This window comes from Natrinema halophilum (genome assembly GCF_013402815.2).
Taxonomy (GTDB): domain Archaea; phylum Halobacteriota; class Halobacteria; order Halobacteriales; family Natrialbaceae; genus Natrinema; species Natrinema halophilum.
This window is the reverse complement of the sequence record NZ_CP058601.1, coordinates 821,414-842,221: the sequence shown is the minus strand read 5'-3', so window position 1 is coordinate 842,221 and position 20,808 is coordinate 821,414. Positions and strand designations below refer to the sequence as shown.

20 protein-coding genes are annotated in these 20,808 nt (G+C 59.3%); 5 read left to right on the top strand and 15 right to left on the bottom strand.

Translation table 11 applies throughout. The features are described 5' to 3' along the window. Window positions 1-200: 200 nt before the first annotated feature. From HYG82_RS24860 to HYG82_RS24835, 7 genes are all read right to left on the bottom strand, one after another. Window positions 201-1,907, bottom strand: coding sequence for a sensor histidine kinase (locus tag HYG82_RS24860; protein WP_179259809.1), 1,707 nt, complete (start codon window positions 1,905-1,907; stop codon window positions 201-203). 346 nt (window positions 1,908-2,253) lie between these two features. Then, on the bottom strand, window positions 2,254-2,949 hold the full coding sequence (gene bluB, locus HYG82_RS24855; protein ID WP_179259808.1) for a 5,6-dimethylbenzimidazole synthase: 696 nt from the start codon (window positions 2,947-2,949) through the stop codon (window positions 2,254-2,256). A gap of 98 nt (window positions 2,950-3,047) precedes the next feature. Continuing rightward, on the bottom strand, window positions 3,048-3,860 hold the full coding sequence (locus HYG82_RS24850; protein WP_179259807.1) for an endonuclease III domain-containing protein: 813 nt from the start codon (window positions 3,858-3,860) through the stop codon (window positions 3,048-3,050). Between the two features lie 74 nt (window positions 3,861-3,934). Further along, window positions 3,935-4,348, bottom strand: coding sequence for a DUF371 domain-containing protein (locus tag HYG82_RS24845; protein WP_179259806.1), 414 nt, complete (start codon window positions 4,346-4,348; stop codon window positions 3,935-3,937). Between the two features lie 121 nt (window positions 4,349-4,469). Beyond that, on the bottom strand, window positions 4,470-5,813 hold the full coding sequence (locus HYG82_RS24840) for an alkaline phosphatase family protein (RefSeq protein WP_179259805.1): 1,344 nt from the start codon (window positions 5,811-5,813) through the stop codon (window positions 4,470-4,472). Window positions 5,814-5,964: 151 nt separating this feature from the next. Continuing rightward, window positions 5,965-6,096: a hypothetical protein gene (locus HYG82_RS44265; protein WP_284145028.1), complete on the bottom strand. Its 132-nt coding sequence runs from the start codon at window positions 6,094-6,096 to the stop codon at window positions 5,965-5,967. Between the two features lie 135 nt (window positions 6,097-6,231). Further along, window positions 6,232-6,765 carry an inorganic diphosphatase gene (locus HYG82_RS24835; protein ID WP_179259804.1) on the bottom strand — a complete coding sequence of 178 codons (534 nt, stop codon included), beginning with the start codon at window positions 6,763-6,765 and terminating at the stop codon, window positions 6,232-6,234. A gap of 206 nt (window positions 6,766-6,971) precedes the next feature. Between HYG82_RS24835 and HYG82_RS24830 the strand changes: the two genes are divergently transcribed. After that, entirely contained in the window at window positions 6,972-7,331 is a 360-nt protein-coding gene (locus tag HYG82_RS24830; protein ID WP_179259803.1) for a PadR family transcriptional regulator, read from the top strand. Here the strand turns inward: HYG82_RS24830 and HYG82_RS24825 are convergent. Together HYG82_RS24825 and rnhA are read right to left on the bottom strand one after the other, a co-directional pair. Further along, a complete protein-coding gene (locus HYG82_RS24825) occupies window positions 7,328-8,002 on the bottom strand; it encodes a DUF7108 family protein (RefSeq protein WP_179259802.1) in 675 nt (224 codons plus the stop codon). The two genes, HYG82_RS24830 and HYG82_RS24825, sit on opposite strands and share 4 nt — an antisense overlap. A gap of 75 nt (window positions 8,003-8,077) precedes the next feature. Further along, window positions 8,078-8,671, bottom strand: coding sequence for a ribonuclease HI (rnhA, locus tag HYG82_RS24820; RefSeq protein WP_179259801.1), 594 nt, complete (start codon window positions 8,669-8,671; stop codon window positions 8,078-8,080). A gap of 162 nt (window positions 8,672-8,833) precedes the next feature. On the opposite strand from rnhA, the gene HYG82_RS24815 reads away from it, so the two are divergent. Beyond that, on the top strand, window positions 8,834-9,796 hold the full coding sequence (locus HYG82_RS24815; RefSeq protein ID WP_006184711.1) for a transcription initiation factor IIB: 963 nt from the start codon (window positions 8,834-8,836) through the stop codon (window positions 9,794-9,796). Between the two features lie 126 nt (window positions 9,797-9,922). On the opposite strand, the gene gfcR is transcribed toward HYG82_RS24815, so the two are convergent. Next, the gene (gene gfcR / locus HYG82_RS24810) at window positions 9,923-10,576 is read right to left on the bottom strand and encodes a transcriptional regulator GfcR (protein WP_179259800.1); all 654 of its coding nucleotides are present in this window, start codon (window positions 10,574-10,576) and stop codon (window positions 9,923-9,925) included. Further along, window positions 10,573-11,697, bottom strand: coding sequence for a glucose 1-dehydrogenase (locus HYG82_RS24805; RefSeq protein ID WP_179259799.1), 1,125 nt, complete (start codon window positions 11,695-11,697; stop codon window positions 10,573-10,575). Before HYG82_RS24805 ends, gfcR begins: the two co-directional genes overlap by 4 nt. A gap of 163 nt (window positions 11,698-11,860) precedes the next feature. Between HYG82_RS24805 and HYG82_RS24800 the strand changes: the two genes are divergently transcribed. Continuing rightward, window positions 11,861-13,198, top strand: a complete 1,338-nt coding sequence (locus tag HYG82_RS24800; protein WP_179259798.1) for an HAD family hydrolase — start codon at window positions 11,861-11,863, stop codon at window positions 13,196-13,198. Window positions 13,199-13,511: 313 nt separating this feature from the next. Beyond that, window positions 13,512-14,192: a helix-turn-helix domain-containing protein gene (locus HYG82_RS24795; RefSeq protein WP_179259797.1), complete on the top strand. Its 681-nt coding sequence runs from the start codon at window positions 13,512-13,514 to the stop codon at window positions 14,190-14,192. A gap of 138 nt (window positions 14,193-14,330) precedes the next feature. Here the strand turns inward: HYG82_RS24795 and HYG82_RS24790 are convergent, their stop codons facing one another. From HYG82_RS24790 to HYG82_RS24775, 4 genes are all read right to left on the bottom strand, one after another. After that, window positions 14,331-15,608, bottom strand: a complete 1,278-nt coding sequence (locus tag HYG82_RS24790; protein WP_179259796.1) for a PQQ-dependent sugar dehydrogenase — start codon at window positions 15,606-15,608, stop codon at window positions 14,331-14,333. Window positions 15,609-15,796: 188 nt separating this feature from the next. Then, on the bottom strand, window positions 15,797-16,783 hold the full coding sequence (locus tag HYG82_RS24785; protein ID WP_179259795.1) for a patatin-like phospholipase family protein: 987 nt from the start codon (window positions 16,781-16,783) through the stop codon (window positions 15,797-15,799). Between the two features lie 221 nt (window positions 16,784-17,004). Continuing rightward, entirely contained in the window at window positions 17,005-17,586 is a 582-nt protein-coding gene (locus HYG82_RS24780) for a DUF7110 family protein (RefSeq protein WP_179259794.1), read from the bottom strand. Window positions 17,587-17,706: 120 nt separating this feature from the next. Further along, a complete protein-coding gene (locus tag HYG82_RS24775; protein WP_179259793.1) occupies window positions 17,707-18,051 on the bottom strand; it encodes a glutaredoxin family protein in 345 nt (114 codons plus the stop codon). Between the two features lie 187 nt (window positions 18,052-18,238). Between HYG82_RS24775 and HYG82_RS24770 the strand changes: the two genes are divergently transcribed. Next, a complete protein-coding gene (locus HYG82_RS24770) occupies window positions 18,239-20,776 on the top strand; it encodes a glycoside hydrolase family 3 protein (protein ID WP_284145027.1) in 2,538 nt (845 codons plus the stop codon). The last annotated feature ends 32 nt before the right edge of the window (window positions 20,777-20,808 follow it).

Below are 20,808 nucleotides of genomic sequence, written 5' to 3'. Positions count from 1 at the left end.
ACCATCGAAGGAAGCTGCCGGTACGTCCGGTACAACAAACTGGGATCGTACTGTTGGTGCGCGTTCAGTTCCGGGGAGAACCGTGTGATCGGCAACTTCGCTCGACGCATCGACGACCAGTGGAACCCTCGACCGTGACGCCGGTTCGCCGAGGAGTGGTAAACGATTCGCCAGTCGGTTCTGCTCGCGGCTGACCGGAGCTAGTCGGTCTTGCTTTGCGCAACGGTTCTGGTCTCAGACTCGTTGGTGGCTTTCGTGAGTTGGACGTTGAACGCTGCCCCGCCCTCGTCGGATTCCTCGACCCAAACGTCGCCACCGTACCCGTCGACCAGCGTGGCGACCAGGTAGAGCCCGATACCGGTCCCCTCGCTCTCGAGGCCTTTCTGGCCACGGCCGAAAATTTCGTCACGCTGTCCTTCCGGAATGCCGGGTCCGTTATCGGCGACGCGGATGACAACCGTTTCATCTCGTTCGTCGACAGAGAGGGTTACGCGTGGCTTGGCGGAATTATTGTGGAGGACGGCGTTGTTGAAGAGGTTCGTAAAGACGGATGACAACATTTCGTCTGCACGAACAGTGACGTCCGTCGGCAGTTCCCCGTCCATGGCGAATTCTGCCGACGGATAACTTATCCGAGCTTTCTCGAGCTGATTCCAGACGACCGGTTCGAGATGAACGGTTTCGAGATCGAGATCAGCATTGTTCGAGAGTGTTTCGACGAGATCGCCGACGACCTGGGTGAGGTCGACGACGTGACTGCTGCTCTCCTGGATCAACTCGAGGTGTTGCTCTCCCGCGGAATCGACGTGATCTTCGAGGAGTTCGCTGCGTCCCGAGATGACGTTCATTTCGTTTCTGATGTCGTGTCGGACGATGCGGTTGAGAACGGTCAGTTCCTGTTCTCGGTTTTTCAGTGCGGTGATGTCTCTGAGGACGATCAAGCGGCCGGTCTGAGATCCGCGGGAGCTCGTGAGCGGCGAAATCTGGATTGCGAAGTGTCTGGTTTCACCGTCGATTTCGAACGAGAGTTCGCTCTGTGCGTCGGATACATCGTCGAACTCCGTGATCTGCGACGAAGGGAATGCCTCCTCGAGCGAGTCTCCAACCACCACGTCGTTGTCGACGAGGCGTTTGGCCGCGGGATTGGCATCGACGACTCGATTCGTCGAGTTGACGACGAAAACGGCGTCTTGCATGTTGTCGATGACTTTCGTCCGTGCGACCGGGACGATATCGAGGAGTTGGAGGCGGTCGACCGCGAGGTAAAACCCGACGACCTTTACCGTACTCGTCAGGGTGAGCGTATCGAGGGTAACGAATCCGCGCCACCAGACGATCATCCCGACCACCACGAACAGAATGGTTGCGATGAGGATGCCAGCTTGCTTTTTGAACTCCGGGAGTGAGAGGAACAGCCGGATGAGGAGGTAGACGCCGACAAAGAGATACGTCGTCATCGGAACCGCGTAAAGCCAGTAGAGCGGTTCGAACGTAGGAACCAAGAGGCCGGTTTCCGGACTTATTGCAGCGGAGTAAACCCACCCGTGACTATCGTTGGTCCACACGAGGAACTGAGTCAGAATCGGTATGCTGACGAGTGCGGCTCCAGTTCGATAGGTGATGTACTCCTCGTTGTTGGTGTATTCGACCGCCATCAGCAGATAGCCGATCGCCATAAGCGGCCCCGCGACGAATCGCCAGTTCCACCAGAATAACTTCTGTGCCTCCGTCGTGGCAAACATCTGGAGGGTTACCGTCAGGCCGAGAAAGATGAGTCCGACGATGTCGAGAATAAACCCTTTCGCTCCTCGTCGATCGCGATGTCTCCAGATCGTCCCCAGGAGAACGGTACAGATAACGGAGGAAGCGATATACGGAAGTGCAACCGGTGTGAATTCGTATCCCATTCTGAACAGTCCTACTGAGGCGATCGGTCTCTTGCGCTCGAGACGGCGCCTCTCGTGGCGAAATACTGCCGACTGATGGGCGCCGTCCGCCGCTCTCGGTGGTGGTGGTGAGATGGTATTCGGTCGACAGCTGGTGGCATACTCATCAGATATCGCACGTTTCCATATTATCGTTACAGTTCAGTGGCCGGGTATGATTAACGTTTTGGCAATAATACAGTATCCCTCGGGACGACGCACGGCTTCCCAACACTATCAGTTACGGTTATAATTGCGTTTGGCTAACACTTCTGCGCTACACGGACCGCATCACCGAGCGCGGTCGCGACGAAACGGTCGACTCGCGTCAAGGCCCGTTTTCGCCTCCATTATCGGGAGTGGCCGTCACCGTCTGGTCCGAATACCATCGCTCCTCGTGGACGAGAGAATCGACGTCGAGACGACCACGCCATCCTTCGCTCTGGAGCACTGGTTCGTCGGGAAATCCACCGTCTGGGTACCCAAGACAGAGATACGCTACTGGTTTGACGTGAGGTGGGATCTCCAGTATCTCCTGTAACTCGTACGGGTAGAGGATGCTCACCCACCCGACGCCGATAGCTTCCGTCCGAGCGGCCAACCAGAGATTCTGGACGGCGAGACATGCCGAGTACACGTCGGTCCGTTTCATCGAACTCCGCCCCAGAACGTGTGGCGCGCCTCGCGTCGGATCGCAGGTCACGCAGATGTTGACTGGTGCGTCACGAATTCCCTCGAGTTTCAACGCCGCAAACTCCGCCCGTTTGGGCTCTTTGTACCCCTCGCAGGCAGCGGCAATAGCTCGTTCCGCGACCGACCCGATAGCGTCTTTCGTATCGTCGTCGGTGATGACGACGAAGTCCCACGGTTGTGAAAATCCCACACTCGGCGCACGGTGGGCAGCCCGGATGAGCCGCTCGAGGACGTCGTCAGGGATCGATTCGTCTCTGAACCGGCGAATGTCCCGCCGGGAGTAAATCGCTTTGTAAATCGCGTTCCGTTCTACATCCGAAAACTCAACCATGCGTCCATACGTAAAAATGACGTCGTATAAAGTCGACGGTACCGGTGGCGAATTCGTCGTGTTCGCACGACGGAACCGCCAGTTCGATCGACGGTCGATCACTTGGGCGCGTCGGCCGGGTCGACGACCTCATCCGTCTCCGGGTAGACCCCGACCTGATCGCACACGTCGGCCATCGGACACGCTTCCGGGTCCTCGAGACAGGCTGGTTTCCGTGCCGTACAGTACTCCCGGCCGAATTGAATCGTCGCCGTGTGTCCGAATCCACACTTTGCTGCGGGTACGTCCCGCTCGAGGACTGCTCGGACTTCTTCGTGGGTCGCCGATGGTGCTGCGATCCCCATGCGCCGATAGATCCGGTGAACGTGGGTGTCGACGGGGAAGACGCCGCCGCGACCGCCTGCAAAAAGTAAGATACAGTCGGCCGTCTTCGGTCCGACGCCCCGAACCTCGAGTAGCGTTTCTCGTACTGTCGACGGCGACTCGCCGCGAACGTAGGAATCGAATTCCGAAGCCGAACCGAATTCCTCGAGGACCCACACGGCGGCATCGATGAGGATTTCCGACTTTTGGTTGTAAAGTCCCGCGGTCTTGATGGTCTCGGCGAGCAGTGACTGCTCTGCGTTCGCGAGGGATTCCGCGAGGTCGACAGTTGTTCCGTCGTATCTGTCGATCAGCGCATCGTGTGCCGGCTGGCTCGCCTTGTCACTGGTGTTTTGGCTCAGGATCGTTCGTACGAGGCACGTGAACGCGTCCTGACCGCCGTAGGTCTTTTGCCAGTACAATTCCCCCAACCGATCGACGACCACCTCTGTGCGAGTCTCAGCTGTCGCAGGATCGAAATCAGTGGCCATGCCGCCGCCGTCAGCTCCGCCGCTGATGTTGATCGCAGGCTCCGGATCGTCGCTCATAGGGGAGCGTTCGAACTCGGCGAGTAAAACCGCGACGGAGCGCCGACCATTCGAACCATCAGAGACGGTATCTGTCACTCGACGGTGATTGTCACGATTGCCTCGGCACCCTCCGCCAGCGCTTCGACGAGGGCGCGATCGAATCCGTCGGCTGCAAATTCGGCTCCGAGCATGATCGTCCGATCATCGACGTAGTCGCTCGTCCGACCGACCGCGCTACGCTCGTTGGTACACTCGAGGGCTGGATCACCGCACCCCGTCACGGACTCGCGGTAGCCATCAGCCTCGAGAGTGACCGTGATCGTCGCATCGGCGTCCTGGCAGGCTGCGACGAATTCACGATCGAAGTCCGCAGGAGCACGGTTGGCGTCGATGGCGAGTATGCAGTCGCCTGCGGGGGTGAGGTAGTCGTCGGTCGACACTTCGAACGTGCTCGCGTGGTCTGCGCTGACGTTTTCGTGGCCGCGAGCATGAATGACCTCTTCCATACGAATTCAGTTCTGTGCCGATCGGAAAACGGACTCGAATCGTCGCGACGGCTATGCAATGCGGGCAATGGGAGTCTCGTGCACGTTCGCGAAAAAACGTATCGGCACTCGAGACGGCCGCTCAGACCAGACTCGCGCCGTCGAACTCTCCCCGATTGTAGTCGATGTTCATCAGGTCGAGGATCGTCGGTGTGATGTCGAAGAGGTCGGCGTTCTCGATGGTCGCATCGGGACTGTCGACGTACAGCGACGTGTCGTCGAAGCTGTGCATCCCGTTTCGCGGTCCCGTGTCGAAAACGTCCGAGTCCGCCTTGAAACCCGACTTGAGATCGAAACCGTTGTTCGGAATCGCGACCAGGTCGGGCGCGATGTCGTCGTGATCGCCGCGGAATGCCTCTTCCTTCTCGACGACGCGGTCGACGACTTTCGTTCCGTCGGGGCCTTCGAGCGCTTCGAGATCGGCCTTGAGCTCGTCGCGAACCGCGTCGTACTCGGATTCGGGAACGGACCCACGGGGCTCGCGGCCCTCGAGATTGATGTAAAAACGGCCGGGAATGAACGAGTAGGCTCTCGTATCGTCCGCGATATCGCCGAGTTCCTCCGGCTCGTCAGTCTGGAAGGAGAGCCATCCCTCCTCCCGAAGCCACTCGTTGAAATGGACCTCGTAATCGAGGCTGGTGAAGCCGTGGTCGGAGGCGACGATCATCGTCACGTCGTCGGGCAGCGCGTCTCGCAGGCGGCCGATGTAGTCGTCGACCTTCCTGTAGAAGTCGATGAACTCGTCTTTGTACTCGCCGTCGCGTTCGTAGTCTTTGAACAGGAAGTGGTTGACCCGGTCGGTCGTCATGAAGACGCCGAAAAACAGATCCCAGTCATCTTCCTCGATATAATGTTTGAAAGCTTCGAACTGGGCATCGACCGTGGCGTTAGCGTCCTCGATAAACTCGGATTTGTCTTCCTGGTGTCCCAGTTTCGGATTGACGTCGATTCGGTAATCTAGCGTCTCGAGGTAATCGCGAACGTCGTCGGGGTAGGCCGCCTTATCGAGTCCAGGAGAGAGAAAGCCCGAGACCATTCGCTGGACGTTTCGTTGTGGCGGAAAGGTGACGGGGACGTTCATCACCGTCGCCTTCCGGCCGTTCTCTTGAACGCGGTCCCAGATGCGATCGGCCTGGACTTCTCGACCCATCGGGACGTACGTGTCGTACGTGCCGACTTCTCGGTCCTGAAAGCCGTAGACGCCCGTCTCGCCGGGGTTCACCCCGGTCGTCAGCGACGGCCAGCACGCGCTGGATTCGGGCGGAACGATGCTCGAAATCTCGTTTGCGGTTCCATCGTTTGCGATCGCAGCGAAGTTCGGGAACAGTTCCTCGTTCTCCGATAGGAGACTATACGGCACGCCGTCGACCCCGATAAATGCGACCCGGGGATCGCCGTCGCCCCGCAATCGATCGAACAGACCCATAGAGAGACGTTAATCGAGCGCATACAAGAAGGTTCGTTTCGCGACAGTGTTTTGCGAACCGATGCCACACGGTTCGTCGCAGCGTTTTTGGACCTTGCATTCCGGAATCAGATGTGAGAATTGACAGGTTTCGGCACGGATAGTCCGCCACCTATTCGTCGGATTCGTTCGAATCGTCGGGGTCGAAGTTAGTCGGGACGACCGTGAGATGTGCCATACCCACGCCGGAATCGGTTGCAGCGTTGGTCGACGACGGACGGAGGGGTGGATTGGAGGCTGCCATACAGGTAGGCATACGCCGGGAGACGGGATAAAATTACCCATGCTCATAATGCATGCGACAGATGGGCGGGAATAACTCTCGGGAATCCATCGCAGCGATGACAGCACAAGGGTTCAGACTGCAGGACCCAGTACGTTACTGGAATTTCTCCTCGTAGAGATCCTGTGCGTGTTCGATCGCGTCGTACGCAGCCTGCTTGTCCTCCCAGCCTTCCGTCTGGACTTCCTTTCCTTCCTCGAGGTTCTTGTAGGTCGCAAAGAACTCGTCGATCTCGTCGAGTTGTTGCTGTGGTATGTCGTCGAGGTCCTCGATGTGATCGTAGCGCGGGTCCTCCGACGGAACGGCGATGACCTTGTCGTCCTGTTCGCCGTCGTCGTCCATTTTCATCAGTGCGACTGGACGGGCCTCGATGACGCATCCGGGAAACGTCTGATCCTCGACGAGGACGAGAACGTCGAAGGGGTCCTCGTCGTCGTAGTAGGACTGTGGGATGAACCCGTAGTCACTAGGATAATGGACATTACTGTGGAGGACGCGGTCGAGGACGACTCCCGGCACGTCCTTGTCGTACTCGTACTTGTTTCGTTCACCCTTGAGACACTCGACGACGGCGTAGATCTCTTCGGGCGGATTCGGTCCGGTTTCGAGGTCTTCCCAGAGGTTGACCATGTACCGGAAACTCCAGCGTCGATCAAAAAGTACTTTCGTAATCGAGTGTCACCATCTACGTGACGGTTGCCAGATACCCGACAGACAAGAACAGGACACGATTCACCGGTGTCCGGCGGTGTAGTGGTCGGTAGCGGGCTGTCTAACCGACTGACACGAAGTGATAGTTGACAAGTCTTAAATAGTCTGGTGACATTTGCACACGTATGTCAGAGGCACAATCAATCACCGGCGAACAGAGTATTGCACGCGAACTTACAGCCTTCCAGAATAACATTCTCGTCATCCTCGCAAAAGAGCCCATGTACGGGCTCGCTATCAAGCGCGAACTCGAGGATTACTACGGGACGGAAGTAAACCACGGACGTCTCTACCCCAATCTCGACGAACTCGTCAATCTCGGGCTGGTCGAAAAGAGCGAACTCGACAAGCGAACCAACCAGTATTCGCTAACCGAGGACGGCTACGACGCTGTCCTCGACGGCCTTCAGTGGACGCTCTCCAAGGTCGTTACCGACAACGATCGCGCCAGTGAAATCTCCGATATCGTCGAGAACAGCTACTAAGATCCTCGATCCGGAATCGGCTTATCGGCAATCTCAAAGAGGAGCCTGATCGACTCCTCGATCACCTCCTTTTGTTTTTCGGTGGGCCATGCGTTCCGAACGAAGTACTCGGTGCGAAACTCAGCTAGTTCTTCGCCCGTGAGTGATTCGATCGGCTTCGCGTAGTGATTGCTTGCAAAATCAGCGAGGAGCGACGCGTTGTCGCCGTGGACTTCGCCGTGAACATCTCTGACGGCCTCGACCAGACTTCGATTGGAAGCGTCGACGTGGTCCCAGTCGTCGGGATCGCCGGTTCCCTCGAGGGGGATCTCGACCGCACGTTCGATGTCGTCGATCCGATCCGTCCTGATGACCCCGTCCCCGTGCCACGCATCGGGATGGAGAACGAGGACGTCGTCGCCCTCGTCGTCGCGGATGCGGGCGGTGAATTCGTGGTCCGCCAGCAGTTCTTCGCATCGGCTCTCGTACGCCTCGGCCTCGGTCTCGTCTGCTGCAGATCGCTGGAGTCGGGTCAGCCGCTCTATTTCGTCGACGACATCTCGGGGGAGATCGATGCCAGCGGTATCCGCCCCGCACTCGTTTTCGCCGGACCACGAGTCTCCTGTTGTTTCCCTCGTTTCACTCGGTTCGTTGCTGTCTCCTTCCCTGTCGACAGCGTTGCGATCGGTCATAGAGGATCGTATGAGTTCGATCGGTTTTCCGCTTGCCGATTCAGCACCGGTGTCTGGCTCTTCGGTAGTGTCGCTTCAGGCCTGCTCGAGCGCTTCGTTCGCGAGGTCGTCCGCTCGGTCGTTGATTTCGCGCGGGACGTGTTCGATGGTCCACTCATCGAACGCCGCGAGGAGTTCGCGGACGGTCACGCGTTTCTCGCGCAGGTCAGGATCGTTCGTGTCGTACTCACCGCGAACCTGTTTGACGATGAGCTCCGAGTCGCCGCGAACCTGGACCTCGTCGTAGCCGTAGTCGCGGGCGGTCTCGAGGACCGCGATGAGCGCTTCGTATTCGGCCTGGTTGTTGGTCGCTCGACCGATCCTCTCGCCCCCTTCGGCGACGATTCCGTCGCCGGTGACGATCACCCAGCCGATCGCGGCGGGACCGGGATTCCCGCGGCACGCACCGTCGAAATAGAGGTGGGCGCGCCCGCCATCCTCGCGAAGCAACGACTCGATGTCCTGTGGAGTGGATCCCTGGATGACGACCTTGTCCTCGTATGCAACCGCGGTCGCTTCGTCCCGGCTTGCCCGCCACCGCTCGTGATCCGTGTTCCCAGACTCGACGACGATACCCGCCTCCTCGAGCCGTTCCCGAGCCGCCTCGACGTCGCACTCAATAACCGGCATTCGTCTCCGTGGTCCGGTGGAACCGGATAAAGCCTTTCCGGTTCCGAAGCGTAAACCTTCCGTCTGAAAGCCCCTACCGTCTGTTTTCGGCAAATACGAGAGAGTAGTCGAAAACGCTTACCCAATGTTTATATACTATGGTGATACTACTATAAAAGTGCGATGACACGGTCCACCCGCCAGCGGGAGCGAACGCGTGAGACGGACGAGACCGAGGATCAAGAGGGGGTACGTGCCTGCCCCGAGTGTGAATCGGACAATCTCGTTAAGGACTCCGACCGGGGAGAGCTCATCTGTGAAGACTGTGGGCTCGTCGTGGAGGAGGAACAGATCGACCCCGGCCCGGAGTGGCGGGCGTTCAATCACCAGGAGCGGCAAGAAAAGTCCCGCGTCGGCGCACCGACGACACAGACGATGCACGACAAGGGGCTGACGACGACGATCGACTGGAAGGACAAGGACGCCTACGGACGCTCTATTTCCTCGAAAAAGCGGAGTCAAATGCACCGACTGCGCAAGTGGCAGGAGCGAATTCGAACCAAGGACGCCGGCGAGCGGAACCTGCAGTTCGCGCTCAGCGAGATCGACCGGATGGCCTCCGCACTGGGCGTTCCGCGCTCGGTCCGCGAGGTTGCGTCGGTCATTTACCGGCGCGCGCTCAAAGAAGATCTCATCCGCGGCCGCTCGATCGAGGGCGTCGCCACGTCCGCGCTGTACGCTGCCTGTCGCAAGGAAGGAATTCCGCGAAGCCTCGAGGAAATCTCGGAAGTCTCCCGCGTCGAACGCAAAGAAATCGGTCGCACGTATCGGTACATCTCGCAGGAACTCGGCCTCGAGATGCGTCCCGTCGACCCGAAAAAGTACGTTCCGCGCTTCTGTTCTGAACTCGAACTGTCCGAAGAGGTCCAGACCAAGGCCAACGAAATCATCGAAAAGACGGCTGAGGAAGGATTGCTCTCGGGGAAGTCACCAACTGGATACGCCGCCGCCGCGATCTACGCCGCGTCACTCCTCTGTAACGAGAAAAAGACCCAGCGAGAGGTCGCCGACGTTGCACAAGTGACCGAGGTAACGATCCGGAACCGGTACCAGGAACAGATCGAAGCGATGGGAATTCACGGCTAATCGAGTTCCGACTCGATCTCTGCATTTTATGCGAGTCAGTATACGACCGCCAGCGACCAGTCGCTATCTACGTCTTCGTCTTCACCTTCTTCGATCGAGTGAACCGGTGGAACCGATGGGTCTCACTTACTCGTCTTTGCCCACGCTGATCACCTGCAAAAGCGAGTAAACGGGGACGCCCTCGAGTTCCTCGAGTCCCTGTTTGTCGGCGAGAACGATACAGGCGAGTGGCTTCCCACCTTCAGCGCGGATCGCCTCGATCGTCTCACGCATGGTCGTCCCGCTGGTGATCGTATCGTCGACGACGTAACACTCTCGGTCGCGGATGCCTGCGAAGTTTCTGGAGAAGGTGCCGCCCAGTTCTTCGATGTCGCCTTCCTCCCACTGGTGTTTCGCAGGGGTATAGGTGCCGAGGTCGGTTTCGAGTTCGCGTGCGACGAGGGTGGCGATGGGACCGCCGGCTTTTTCGATGCCGATCGTCAGGTCGACGTCCTCGCCGTGTTTGGCGAGCATATCGGCCATCGCTTCGGCGACGGCGCTCATTCGTTTGCTGTCCCGGCCGATCGCGGACCAATCGACGTGGATGTCCTGGGGGCCACTCGTACCGTTGTCCGACAGCTGTGGTGGTTTTTCGCTCGGTTGGGGTGTCGTCCCACTGCGCTCGACGAGCCAACTCGCCGTCTCGCGGGACACGTTTAATTCGTCAGCAATTTCTCCCTTCGAGAGCCCGCGTGCTGCGAGTTCTGCCGCGCTCTCGATCAGGTCGTCGACGTTTTTCATATAGCTTCAAATTCGACCGCCGTTTTTATAGTCGTGTCGTCCTCGACAGTTGCGGCCGTCCCGTGGCCGGCCGCCGCGACGTTCGCAGTGGCCTCCGGGAACGCCCGATCGACCGCGTCGAGTCCGTGAATTCCGGTGACAATCGACTCGAGGACACCGTCGGGCAGAGCTGCGAGCGTCTCGATCGACCGCTCGAAGTGAGTCCGATTCGAGTTGACGCTACCGACGAGGGCCTTGTTGTGGAGAACGAGTTCGCGATGAAGGCGGCCGCCGTCGACCTCGAACGACCAGTCACCGGGGACGCCCAGGAGGGCGGCGACGCCGTTCGGAGCGAGCGCGTCGATGGACTCGAAAGCGTGTTTTGCGTAGCCGGTCGCTTCGTAGATGAGATCCATGGGCTCGTAGACCTCGGCGATGTCTGAGACCGGCGTTTCACGGGAATCGATGTATGTCGCGCCCAGTTGTTCGATGATCTCGATGGAAGGGTCTGGTCGATCGCGGCGGCCGAGACAGTAGACCCGGTCGAATTCGAGCGTCGTGGTAAACATCGCGACTGTCAGAAGACCGAGCGAGCCGTTGCCAAGTACAAGTGCGGACTCGGGCTGCCAGTCGAACGCGGATCTGGTCGCGCGAGCGTGTTCGATCGCTTTTTCGCTGATGCTGATCGGTTCGACGAGAAAGCCCCACGGAGCCAACTCGTCTGCAATCGGAACGAGAGCGTCGGCCGGGCTGGTAACGTACTCCGCCATGAATCCGTGGGCGCCGACAATACCGCGTTCGACGTACTTCCCCTCGGGAGCCATGTCGGGTTCGCCGCGCTCGAAGTACTCGTTCGTCTCAACTCCGGCGGGCGGCCGACGGACCGTCGGGACGACGTACTGGCCCTTCTCGAGGGCTGTCCCGTTTGCATCGTCGACGATGCCGACGGCTTCGTGACCGAGAATCAGACGGTCGTCTCCAGCGGGAACCCCGCCGTGGCTTCCCTCGATAACTTCGTAATCGGTACCGTCGACGCCCACGCGACAGATCCGAACGAGCGCTTCGCCGGGGGCTGGTTCTGGAACGGGTCGGTCGATGATTTCTGGAATTCCCGCTCCGGGCTCAACTGCGATAGCTTTCATGGTGTGACAGTAGGAACCGTGATGTTAAATATTTATTCCTATTCGAGTAAATACCTGTGATATCGATTCGGTGAAACGTTGGTCCGGCCTGAACGAACCGTCTGTGGTTGTCGTTCGGTCCCGACCGGAAACGGTTATCCGGCTGCCCATACCTGTAATTTACATGGAACGGTACGATCTCGTTTACCAGCTATACGACGAGTACGACACGAAGACGTTACGGGAGTATCAGGAATTCGTCGACGTTTTTCCGGCCGTCGACTCCCGGGTCGCCCTGGAGCACTGGCAGGGTGCAACCGAGGAACTCGAACAGCGGAAAGACGAGATTCGCTCATCGTTTGCGGCCGGCGAGACGTTTGCGGAGATCGCCGCCCGTGCCACCCGCGATCAGGCCTTTACTGCCCTCGATCTCGAAGCGAAATACGGCAAAGCGGTGAACGTCCTCGTCCTCGACGTCGACGAGACGTTGCGTTCTGCGGGGGGAACCGACAACGAAATCCCGCGAGACACGCTGCATTTGCTGACGGAATTTCACGAATCCGGTGTCCCGATCGTCATCTGTACGGGCCAGACCCTGGAGAACGTCAAAGGGTTCGCGATTCAGGGTCTGGGCAGTGAGATCGTACACTCGGGGGACCTCTCGATCGTTTACGAAGCAGGAACGGGCGTGTTCACGCCGGGTCACGGCGCAGATACGAAGCAGTTGTTGTACGAGGATCTCGAGGAAACGATCCGGAACATCTTCGACGACGTTCGATCCCGCGTTTTACCGGACGCCCCTGAGGGACTCCGGCGAGGCTGTCACCTTCAGGGCAACGAGTTCAACATCACGATGAAACCCAATTACGAAACCGGCTCCGCAGATGCGCGAGAAATAATCGACGAGGCGCTCGTCTACCTGATCGATCTGCTCGCCGACGCCGTCGATGCTGCACTCGAAGGGGACAACGGTGCTCCCGCGGCTGAACCCGGAGGCGGGGCGGGCGACGGTGAAGATGATGGTACCGAAGACGACGGTACCGGAGAGACGACACTGGCTGGCGAAACGATCGGCGACTGGACGCGCGCGTTCTACGCCGTCCAGGACCCCGAGATCAGAGCTGTTCTCGAGGGGGAAGGTGCATATTCCGACCTCGATGCGACCGCAGTTCCCGAACAACTCGCTGCGGTCCTCGACCGCATCGACGTCGCGTACTACGAAGCCGACGCGGCCGAGATCGGTAGTCTGGAATTGAACAAGGTCGTCGGCGTCGAGCGCGCGCTCGACGTTCTCGGAGTCGACGACCCGTTCGCGCTCGTAATGGGCGACTCGAAGAGCGATCTGCGGGTTATGAAGTGGATCGCGGATACCGACGCCGGCATATCCGCCGCACCCGAGCACGCCTCTCAAGATACCCTTCACCACGTCCTCGAAACGGACGAACTCGTCTTCGATCGCGGGAAGAGCGTCGACGTCCTCCGAACGGTGTACGCGCTCAATCGCTTCGCCCGTCTCGGGTAGTAGTGCCGTCGTCGGTCAATCATCTCGAGTTACGTACGGTCGTCGATTCGCCTTCGTCTCCCGAGCCAGGCTCTCTTAAACGACCTGAACACAAAGGCCTGCTCAACAACCGGTTCCCAGCCCTTCTATCTATCAGCACGATCCGACTGGCCGCGTTCGGCAAGAATAGTCCACGGAATCGTCCAACAAACGCGGTGTCACGGAAGTGCACGGGTCCGCTGCCCCCAATCGATGCCGTAGGGGTTCCAGCACGATCATACTGAGGAAGCGGCCCCAGCTCGGACTCGAGACGCAACGACGATGTGATCCACCAATGACGACGATCGCAGAACTCTCACTTTCGACCGACGAGTTCGCACTCGCAGAGACCTTCCACCAACTACCGGCCCTCGAGGTCCGCGTCGAAAGCGTCGTCGCAGAAGGCCCGGTCCGAACGGCGCCGCTAGTCTGGTTCTCAAACGTCGACCGTGAGGAACTCGAAGAAGCCCTCACAGCAGATCCGACCGTTGCCGAGCACCGACAGCTCCTCGCGAAAACTGCGGATGATGAACTGTTCTACCGACTTCAGTACACGGAGGTTGTCGCTTCCGTTTGTCGGTGCGTTTACGCACACGGCGGGACGGTTCTCGATGCCCAGGTGTCGGACGAACAGTGGACGCTTCGGCTCCTCTTTCCCCACCGTGACGAGCTCTCGACCGCCGTCTCGGATATCGAAGAGCGCGGCGTCCGAATCGACGTGAAACGCATGGTCGAGGCGGGCCAGGACGAGGACTTCGAAACGACGGCAGCACTGACCGAACCGCAGCAAGAAGCTATCGCCGAAGCGTACCAACAGGGATACTACGACGTGCCTCGCGAGATCTCGCTCGAGGAACTCGCGAACGAACTCGAAATCTCCCACCAGGCGCTCTCAGAGCGGCTTCGACGGGCGAACCGCGTTCTCGCAGGTGAACAGGTAGACGACCCGACAGGCGAACCGGCGACTCCCGACTGAAGTCGTGACCGAAGCGATCGGGTCGCCGTTGGGTTCGACGAAGGGAATCACGCCAGATTCGTGTCGACGAAAAGGGACGGAACTCCAGAACAGCGTCGGATTCCCCCAGACGAGTCGATGCGTTGCGAGTCCGTCGGATCACACAGCGGAGTCTATCCGGTGGAGTCCGCCTCCATCGACCCCGGTTCCGAGCACGTATAGTTCGCCGACGGCATCACGACCAAAGGAGAGTATTCGCTCGAGTTTTGCTTCATCTGCTATGTCGAGGGTGGTGGTCGGCCACATCCCCTCATCGTCGGGACGCGTGGCTGCGAATATTCGTCCCGCTGGCAGAAGGTCGCCAAAAACGTACGCACCTTCCAATGCCGGCAGCGTCGAGCCGTCGTATACGTAACCACCGATTACCGAGATCCCGCTCACGCCCGAATCCGACTCTTCGTGGGGATACTCGACGATCGGGTCGCGGAACTGTTCGCCACCGCGAGGGGTTTTGGCCGCCACAGCTGAACAGTCGTCGTTTCGGTAGCATTGCGTTCCCTCCATGACGTTCCAGCCGTAATTTCCCCCCTTCTGGACGAGATTTACTTCCTCGTAGTCGCTCTCGCCGACGTCTGCGACGAAGAAATCGTCCCCGTCGAACGACAGCCGCCAGGGGTTTCGAAAGCCCCAGGCGTAGTACTCGTCGAGGCCATCGCGGCCCACCAGCGGATTGTCATCAGGGATAGCATACGCCCGATCGGCCGTCCGGTCGTCGACGTCGAGACGTAACACGCTCCCCAGGAAATCCTTTGATACGTTCTGTCCACCACCACCTCCACCGCCGCCGGCCCCAATTCCGACGTAGAGATACCCGTCCGGTCCGAACGCGAGATCGCCGCCGTTGTGGTAATTTGCTGGCTGAGGTATCTCGAGGATGACGCGTTCGGTGCCCTCTTTCACACCAGTTCCGTCGTCCGTCGCCTCGAACGCCGCGAGGACACCCGTATGGTCGAAGTCCGTGGGCGTTCCGGATCGACGTGGCGCGCTGTAGTGGACGAATAATCGTCTGTTCTCTACGAAATCGGGATGGAGCGTCATGCCGAGCAGCCCTCGTTCGCCACCTGTGGCAACCGCCTCGCCCAAATCGAGGAACGGTTCGTTGCGGAGACCGTCAGTCTCGTGGACGGAGACGCGTCCGTCTCGTTCGGCGATGTATCGTCGATCGGTTTCGGCTGCAAATTCGACCGCAAGCGGCATCCCCAATCCGTCTACGAGCGTCTCGAGGCCGACGGTGTCAGGTATTCGGTCGATGCCGACCGTCGATTCATCTGATTCGGGATCAGCGGCGGACGACCGACGCGTGTACCCAGCTAATCCCGTCGTCGTGCTCCCGGCTGCGATCGCAACGAACCGCCGTCGACTCACGAAAGGCGCCATGGAGGAATTCGTACAGCCTCGAGATGGAAATACGCCTATTCGAGACGTACTGACTGTTCCGCTGGGCAGATAGTCATCGGATAGGTTTCGTTCTCACATCGGATATGGCCGCTCGCGCTATCGGTGGTCGAGGGGGCAATAGAGGGTAGTTGATGTTCGAACAGTTCTTCGATCGTCGTTCGAATCGGCTACGACCGCCCCCTGAGGAACCGTTCGGCACGTCGCGATCCCCGCTCCATCAATCGATCGATGAATTCCGGATCACGGTCGATCTTCGACGACGACGGAAGGTCACTCCCCAGGTCGACGAACTCGACGGCGACGGGTTTGTACTCCGCGGGAAGGCTCCCTCTTTCGATCAGGTCGTTAATCTTCTCGATAAAAGCGATTTCCTGGTACAGCGAGAGGTTGCCCGCGAGTTCGTTACGACGATCAGCGATATCCTCCATCGATCGCGGTACGTCCTCGCGGTATTTCGGATTGATCTGAACGACCCAGATTTCGTCCGGTTTTTCCGACGCGCTTGCCGCCATCGTAAGAAAATCGCGGATCGGCGGATTTTGCGAGAAAAGGCCGTCCCAGTACCAGTGGTCGTCGATACCGACCGCTTCGAATAGCGTCGGGATCGCTGCTGATGCGAGGACCGTCTCGGCGGTGACCGCGTCGTTGCAAAACGTCGTAAACTCCCCTTCGGTCACGTCCGCCGCACCGAGGATCAAATCCACCGACGTGTCGGCCGCGAGGGTTGGCACGCGTTCGAACTCGATGTGGGCCTCGAGGGTCTCGAGAAATCGATCACGTCCGACCTCAGTGGTGGGAAGATCGTAGGGGCTAATCAGTGGCATCGGACCCCCGTGTGCGGCAAACTGCGCGAGGAAGACGATCCACTCGTTGAGGACCCTGTCGGGTGGCGAAAGTGCCGAAAAATCCCGCCATACCGCGTCGAGCGTCGCGACTGCACGTTCGGTCCCGCTGGTGACGAGACCGAACCAGGCGGCGGTTGCACAGACCGCTCCGCCCGACGTCCCGCTCAATCCGACGAGTTCGTACGAATGATCTTCGCGTTCACGAAGCAATCGTTTGAGGACGCCTGCGGTAAACGCTGTGTGGCTCCCACCTCCCTGACAGGCGATCGCGACTCGAGCGGTACTGTCGGCATCATCACCGGTGTGCATGCGAGTAGCTGTCCACGTATCTGGGCTTAGTGATAGGGGACGAATTCACACCTGGCCTAATGGGATTCTCTCGCTATTAGCGTAAAGAGAGGGTGCTAAGCCACCGTCTGCTCCCAGCTCCGCCGTTCGCATGGTCAGCGGGACGTCGGTCCCGCGCTATCCTCAAGGAGCGAGGCGAGCGAGTAGGGCCATTGCCCCCGAGCGAAGTAGGGGAGGGTAGTTTACTCGCTGATGAACTTGTTGTCCCGCCAGTTGACGCCGCCCTGCCCCGAGCCACGTTCGCGAGGACCTTCGACCACTTCGATGTCAGCGGGACGGGGTTCGCCGTCGACGATCCGGGTCGCTTCGAGCTCTCCGTCGTGTTCCGATATTGCCGTCAACGTCCCCTTTTCGGCGGCTTCGGCAACTTCACAAAGGACGAGGAACATCTCGTACTGGAGCAGTGAATTCTGGAGGACGGTCTCGCGGTCGCCTTTGAAAGCGGCGAACTCGACGAGCTCCGATTCGATCTCCTCTTCGTCTTCTTCGTCCCAACGGAACGATTGGCGCCGCTCATCGGGATCTTCCTCGTAGACCCGGTTTTCGGTGACGCTGGCTTTCAGTTGAGCCGACGGGGTGTATTTACTGACTGACTGGTCCTCTGCGACGGCTTTCAGGATAAGCGTATTATTACGTCGCGTGATCTCGACGTCGTCGATCCCATCAGGGAACGTTGCATCGTCGATGTGTTCGCGAAGATCTTCGAGGGGCAGTTCGAGGGTCGAGTGAAGTCGATATACGTGTCTGGATTCCTCTGTTGACATAGTGGGAAGGTGTGTGCGACGACAGTCGTGGTATACTAGTACGAGGGCGTGACTTATATGACCTGCTATTAGATCCGTGAAATATCAGTAGTGATTAATATAGTGTTATTTCGATGGCCATTACGCCCCGTTGAGCGTTTCAGCAAGTTCGTCGCGTTCTTCGAGTTCCTCGAGGATGTCGGAGCCGCCGACGAACTCACCGTCGACGAACGTTTGCGGAATCGTCTCCCAGCCGCTTTCGTCCGATAGCGCGTTTCGGAACTCGTCTAGCGACTCGAGAACGTCGACGGTCTCGTACTCGTCGCGGTGCTGGCCGATCAGTCCCAGCGCTTTGCGGGAATACCCGCACTGTGGCATCAGTTCCGTTCCCTTCATGAAGAGGACGACTTCGTTCTCTCCGATCGCTTCGGCAACTTGTTCGTCAACCTCCTCCTGATCGAGACCCTGGTTCGGTGGAAACTCCATGTCAGCCCGTAGGGCAGAAAGAGGCATATGCCTTGCGTCATTGGAACTCGCAGATTCGTTTCCGTATTGAACCGAACGGGGACGAACAACCGGACACGGTCGAGAAGACGAACGAAACATCGGAGAGGTATGTTCTCTGACCTGCGGCTAAAAATTTATTTATGTTGTAGTAATTATCTTTGGTAACGTGTTTGAAAAACAATTGTCCGAAGACGGATCGAAAACAGTCGACGAATCGCGGCGATCGTTCGTGAAGGCGACCGGGGCTGCCACGGCGACGCCGGCGGTCGGTATCGGTGCAAACGACGCATCGGCCGAAAAGCGCTCCATTGCGGGGGTGATCGACGAGATGACTCTCGAGCAAAAGGTCGGTCAGATGACCCAGGTTGCGATCGACGACCTCGGAGCGGGGTTCTGTCCCGGAACTGCGTTCAACGATCACGACGACGTGGAGACGGTCGGCGAACTGTTCACGGAGCTCAACGTCGGATCGATTCTCAGCGGCGGTTCGACGGGGCCGACGTTCGACGGGACGGAGTTCGTCACCGGGCTCAACAGGCTTCAGGAACACGCTCTCGAGAACACCGATCCGGCGGTCCCGTTCGTGTGGGGCTGTGATGCCCTCCACGGGAATACGTTGCTCGACGGCTGTACGAGTTTCCCACAGCGGCTCAACATGGGCGCAACTCGCGACGTCGAACTGGTCGAGACGGCGGCGACCCACACCGGAAACGAAATCGCGGCGATGGGTGGCCACTGGATCTTCGGTCCGACCGTCGACGTGCTTCGCGACATGCGCTGGGGGCGGTACTTCGAGGGCCATAGTGAGGACCCCATGCTGGTCGGTGAACTGGGGAAAGCGCGAGCCCGCGGGTTTCAGCGGACCGGTCGCGTCGCGGCGACGGTCAAGCACTTCGCTGGCTACGGGACGCCGAACACTGGCCGGGATCGCACGCCGGTCCGCACATCGATGCGTGACCTCCGCACGAGACAGCTTCCGGCCTACGAGCGCGCCCTCGAGCAAGCGAAGACGGTGATGGTTAACAGCGGCGCGGTCAACGGGAAGCCCGCTCACGCCTCCCGATGGCTACTGACCCAGGTACTCCGGGAGCGATACGAGTTCGACGGTGTCGTCCTCACCGATTGGGACGACTTCGAACGCATGCTCACCAACCATCAGTACCTGCCTGATACCGAGGAGGGGTGGCGCCTGGCCGTCAAGCAGGGACTCGAGGCCGGCATCGACATGCACATGTGCGGCGGAGAGACGCCACCGACGGATTTCATCGAAACCACGGTCGATCTCGTCGAAAGCGGCGAACTCCCGGAGGACCGTATAGACGAATCGGTCCGGCGTATCCTCGAACTGAAGCGAGATCTCGGCCTGTTCGACCAGCCGTACGCGCCGGAAGACGAAATCGATGATCTCGTCGGTGGCGCACGAGACGTTTCCGAGCAACTCGCCAAAGAGTCGCTGGTCCTGCTGGAAAACGAAAACGCTGTCCTCCCGCTCGAGGGCACCGAGAACGTGTTGCTAACCGGGCCCGGAATCGAGGCGGGAACCAGAAACCGGTTCCTGATGCAACACGGTGGCTGGACGCTCGGCTGGCAGGGAATCGAGAACGGCGATCTGACCGAGGACGGGCCCCGGCCACGTCAGACCACGATCGCAGGCGCACTTTCGGACCGACTCGGCGATCAGTTCATGCACGTTCCGACGGAGTTCGAGGCAGCGCCGTTTACGAGTATCAACGAGAATTTCGATAACGGATTCTTCGACGTCACCGACGAACAGAAAGCGGCGATCGTAGATGCCGCCCATACGGCTGACGCGGTCGTCATCGTGCTCGGCGAAGGTCCGCACAACGAGGGCTTCGGTGACCGCGACAAGATGCGGTTTCCGGAAGCACAGCGGAAACTCGTCGAACTGATTGACGAGGAAACCGACGACGACGTCTCGCTCGTCGGGGTAGTCCTCGCCGGAAGTCCGCGCGGAACTGAAGAGACGTTCGACCGCCTCGACGCCGTTCTATTTGCCGGACAGCCCGGTAGTGACACCGGTATCGCGGTCGTCGACACGCTGTTCGGTGACTACAACCCCTCGGGACGTCTCCCGTTCACCTGGGAGGCGAACGTCGGTCACGTTCCCCTTTTTTACGACGACTACCCGCCGCGACAGTCCGTCGACGCGGAAGAGGCGATGGTCCAGTACGAATTCGGCCACGGTCTCTCCTACACCGACTGGGAGTACTCGGAACTCTCGGTATCGCATGACTCCGTCTGCGATCCTGCGACGTCCCCGACGGTTACTGCCCGAGTAACCGTCGAAAACACCGGCGAACTGGCCGGAGAACACGTTATCGACGTACATAATACCGAATTCTATGGATCGGTACTGCAGCCCGTCCGCCGACTGATGGGCTTCGAGCGCGTCGAACTTCGCCCGGGCGAGACCACGACCGTCGAAATCGAACTCGACCTCTCGACGCTCGAGGTCGTTCCCGGCGACGTGCCCGGTAATCGGGCCAAGGTGGTCGAAGCCGGCGAATACGAACTATCGGTCGGCGACGAGACGACGATGCTAACGATTGAGAACGCGGCGTCGGTTACGGATTCCGAGCCGATGCCCGGACGCTATGACATCGATAACGACGGCACCGAGGACTTCGAGGACGCCATGGAACTCTACCGACGAATCAAGCAGCGGGGTGGGGCAGGTAAGTGATTTTCTTCCCACGGATAGCGCGTTGACGGTGT

Coding starts and splice junctions, on each gene's coding strand:
- HYG82_RS24860 (WP_179259809.1), bottom strand. CDS start 1,907: ATGGGATACGAATTCACACCGGTTGCACTTCCGTATATCGCTTCCTCC.
- bluB (WP_179259808.1), bottom strand. CDS start 2,949: ATGGTTGAGTTTTCGGATGTAGAACGGAACGCGATTTACAAAGCGATT.
- HYG82_RS24850 (WP_179259807.1), bottom strand. CDS start 3,860: ATGAGCGACGATCCGGAGCCTGCGATCAACATCAGCGGCGGAGCTGAC.
- HYG82_RS24845 (WP_179259806.1), bottom strand. CDS start 4,348: ATGGAAGAGGTCATTCATGCTCGCGGCCACGAAAACGTCAGCGCAGAC.
- HYG82_RS24840 (WP_179259805.1), bottom strand. CDS start 5,813: ATGGGTCTGTTCGATCGATTGCGGGGCGACGGCGATCCCCGGGTCGCA.
- HYG82_RS44265 (WP_284145028.1), bottom strand. CDS start 6,096: ATGGCAGCCTCCAATCCACCCCTCCGTCCGTCGTCGACCAACGCTGCA.
- HYG82_RS24835 (WP_179259804.1), bottom strand. CDS start 6,765: ATGGTCAACCTCTGGGAAGACCTCGAAACCGGACCGAATCCGCCCGAA.
- HYG82_RS24830 (WP_179259803.1), top strand. CDS start 6,972: ATGTCAGAGGCACAATCAATCACCGGCGAACAGAGTATTGCACGCGAA.
- HYG82_RS24825 (WP_179259802.1), bottom strand. CDS start 8,002: ATGACCGATCGCAACGCTGTCGACAGGGAAGGAGACAGCAACGAACCG.
- rnhA (WP_179259801.1), bottom strand. CDS start 8,671: ATGCCGGTTATTGAGTGCGACGTCGAGGCGGCTCGGGAACGGCTCGAG.
- HYG82_RS24815 (WP_006184711.1), top strand. CDS start 8,834: ATGACACGGTCCACCCGCCAGCGGGAGCGAACGCGTGAGACGGACGAG.
- gfcR (WP_179259800.1), bottom strand. CDS start 10,576: ATGAAAAACGTCGACGACCTGATCGAGAGCGCGGCAGAACTCGCAGCA.
- HYG82_RS24805 (WP_179259799.1), bottom strand. CDS start 11,697: ATGAAAGCTATCGCAGTTGAGCCCGGAGCGGGAATTCCAGAAATCATC.
- HYG82_RS24800 (WP_179259798.1), top strand. CDS start 11,861: ATGGAACGGTACGATCTCGTTTACCAGCTATACGACGAGTACGACACG.
- HYG82_RS24795 (WP_179259797.1), top strand. CDS start 13,512: ATGACGACGATCGCAGAACTCTCACTTTCGACCGACGAGTTCGCACTC.
- HYG82_RS24790 (WP_179259796.1), bottom strand. CDS start 15,608: ATGGCGCCTTTCGTGAGTCGACGGCGGTTCGTTGCGATCGCAGCCGGG.
- HYG82_RS24785 (WP_179259795.1), bottom strand. CDS start 16,783: ATGCACACCGGTGATGATGCCGACAGTACCGCTCGAGTCGCGATCGCC.
- HYG82_RS24780 (WP_179259794.1), bottom strand. CDS start 17,586: ATGTCAACAGAGGAATCCAGACACGTATATCGACTTCACTCGACCCTC.
- HYG82_RS24775 (WP_179259793.1), bottom strand. CDS start 18,051: ATGGAGTTTCCACCGAACCAGGGTCTCGATCAGGAGGAGGTTGACGAA.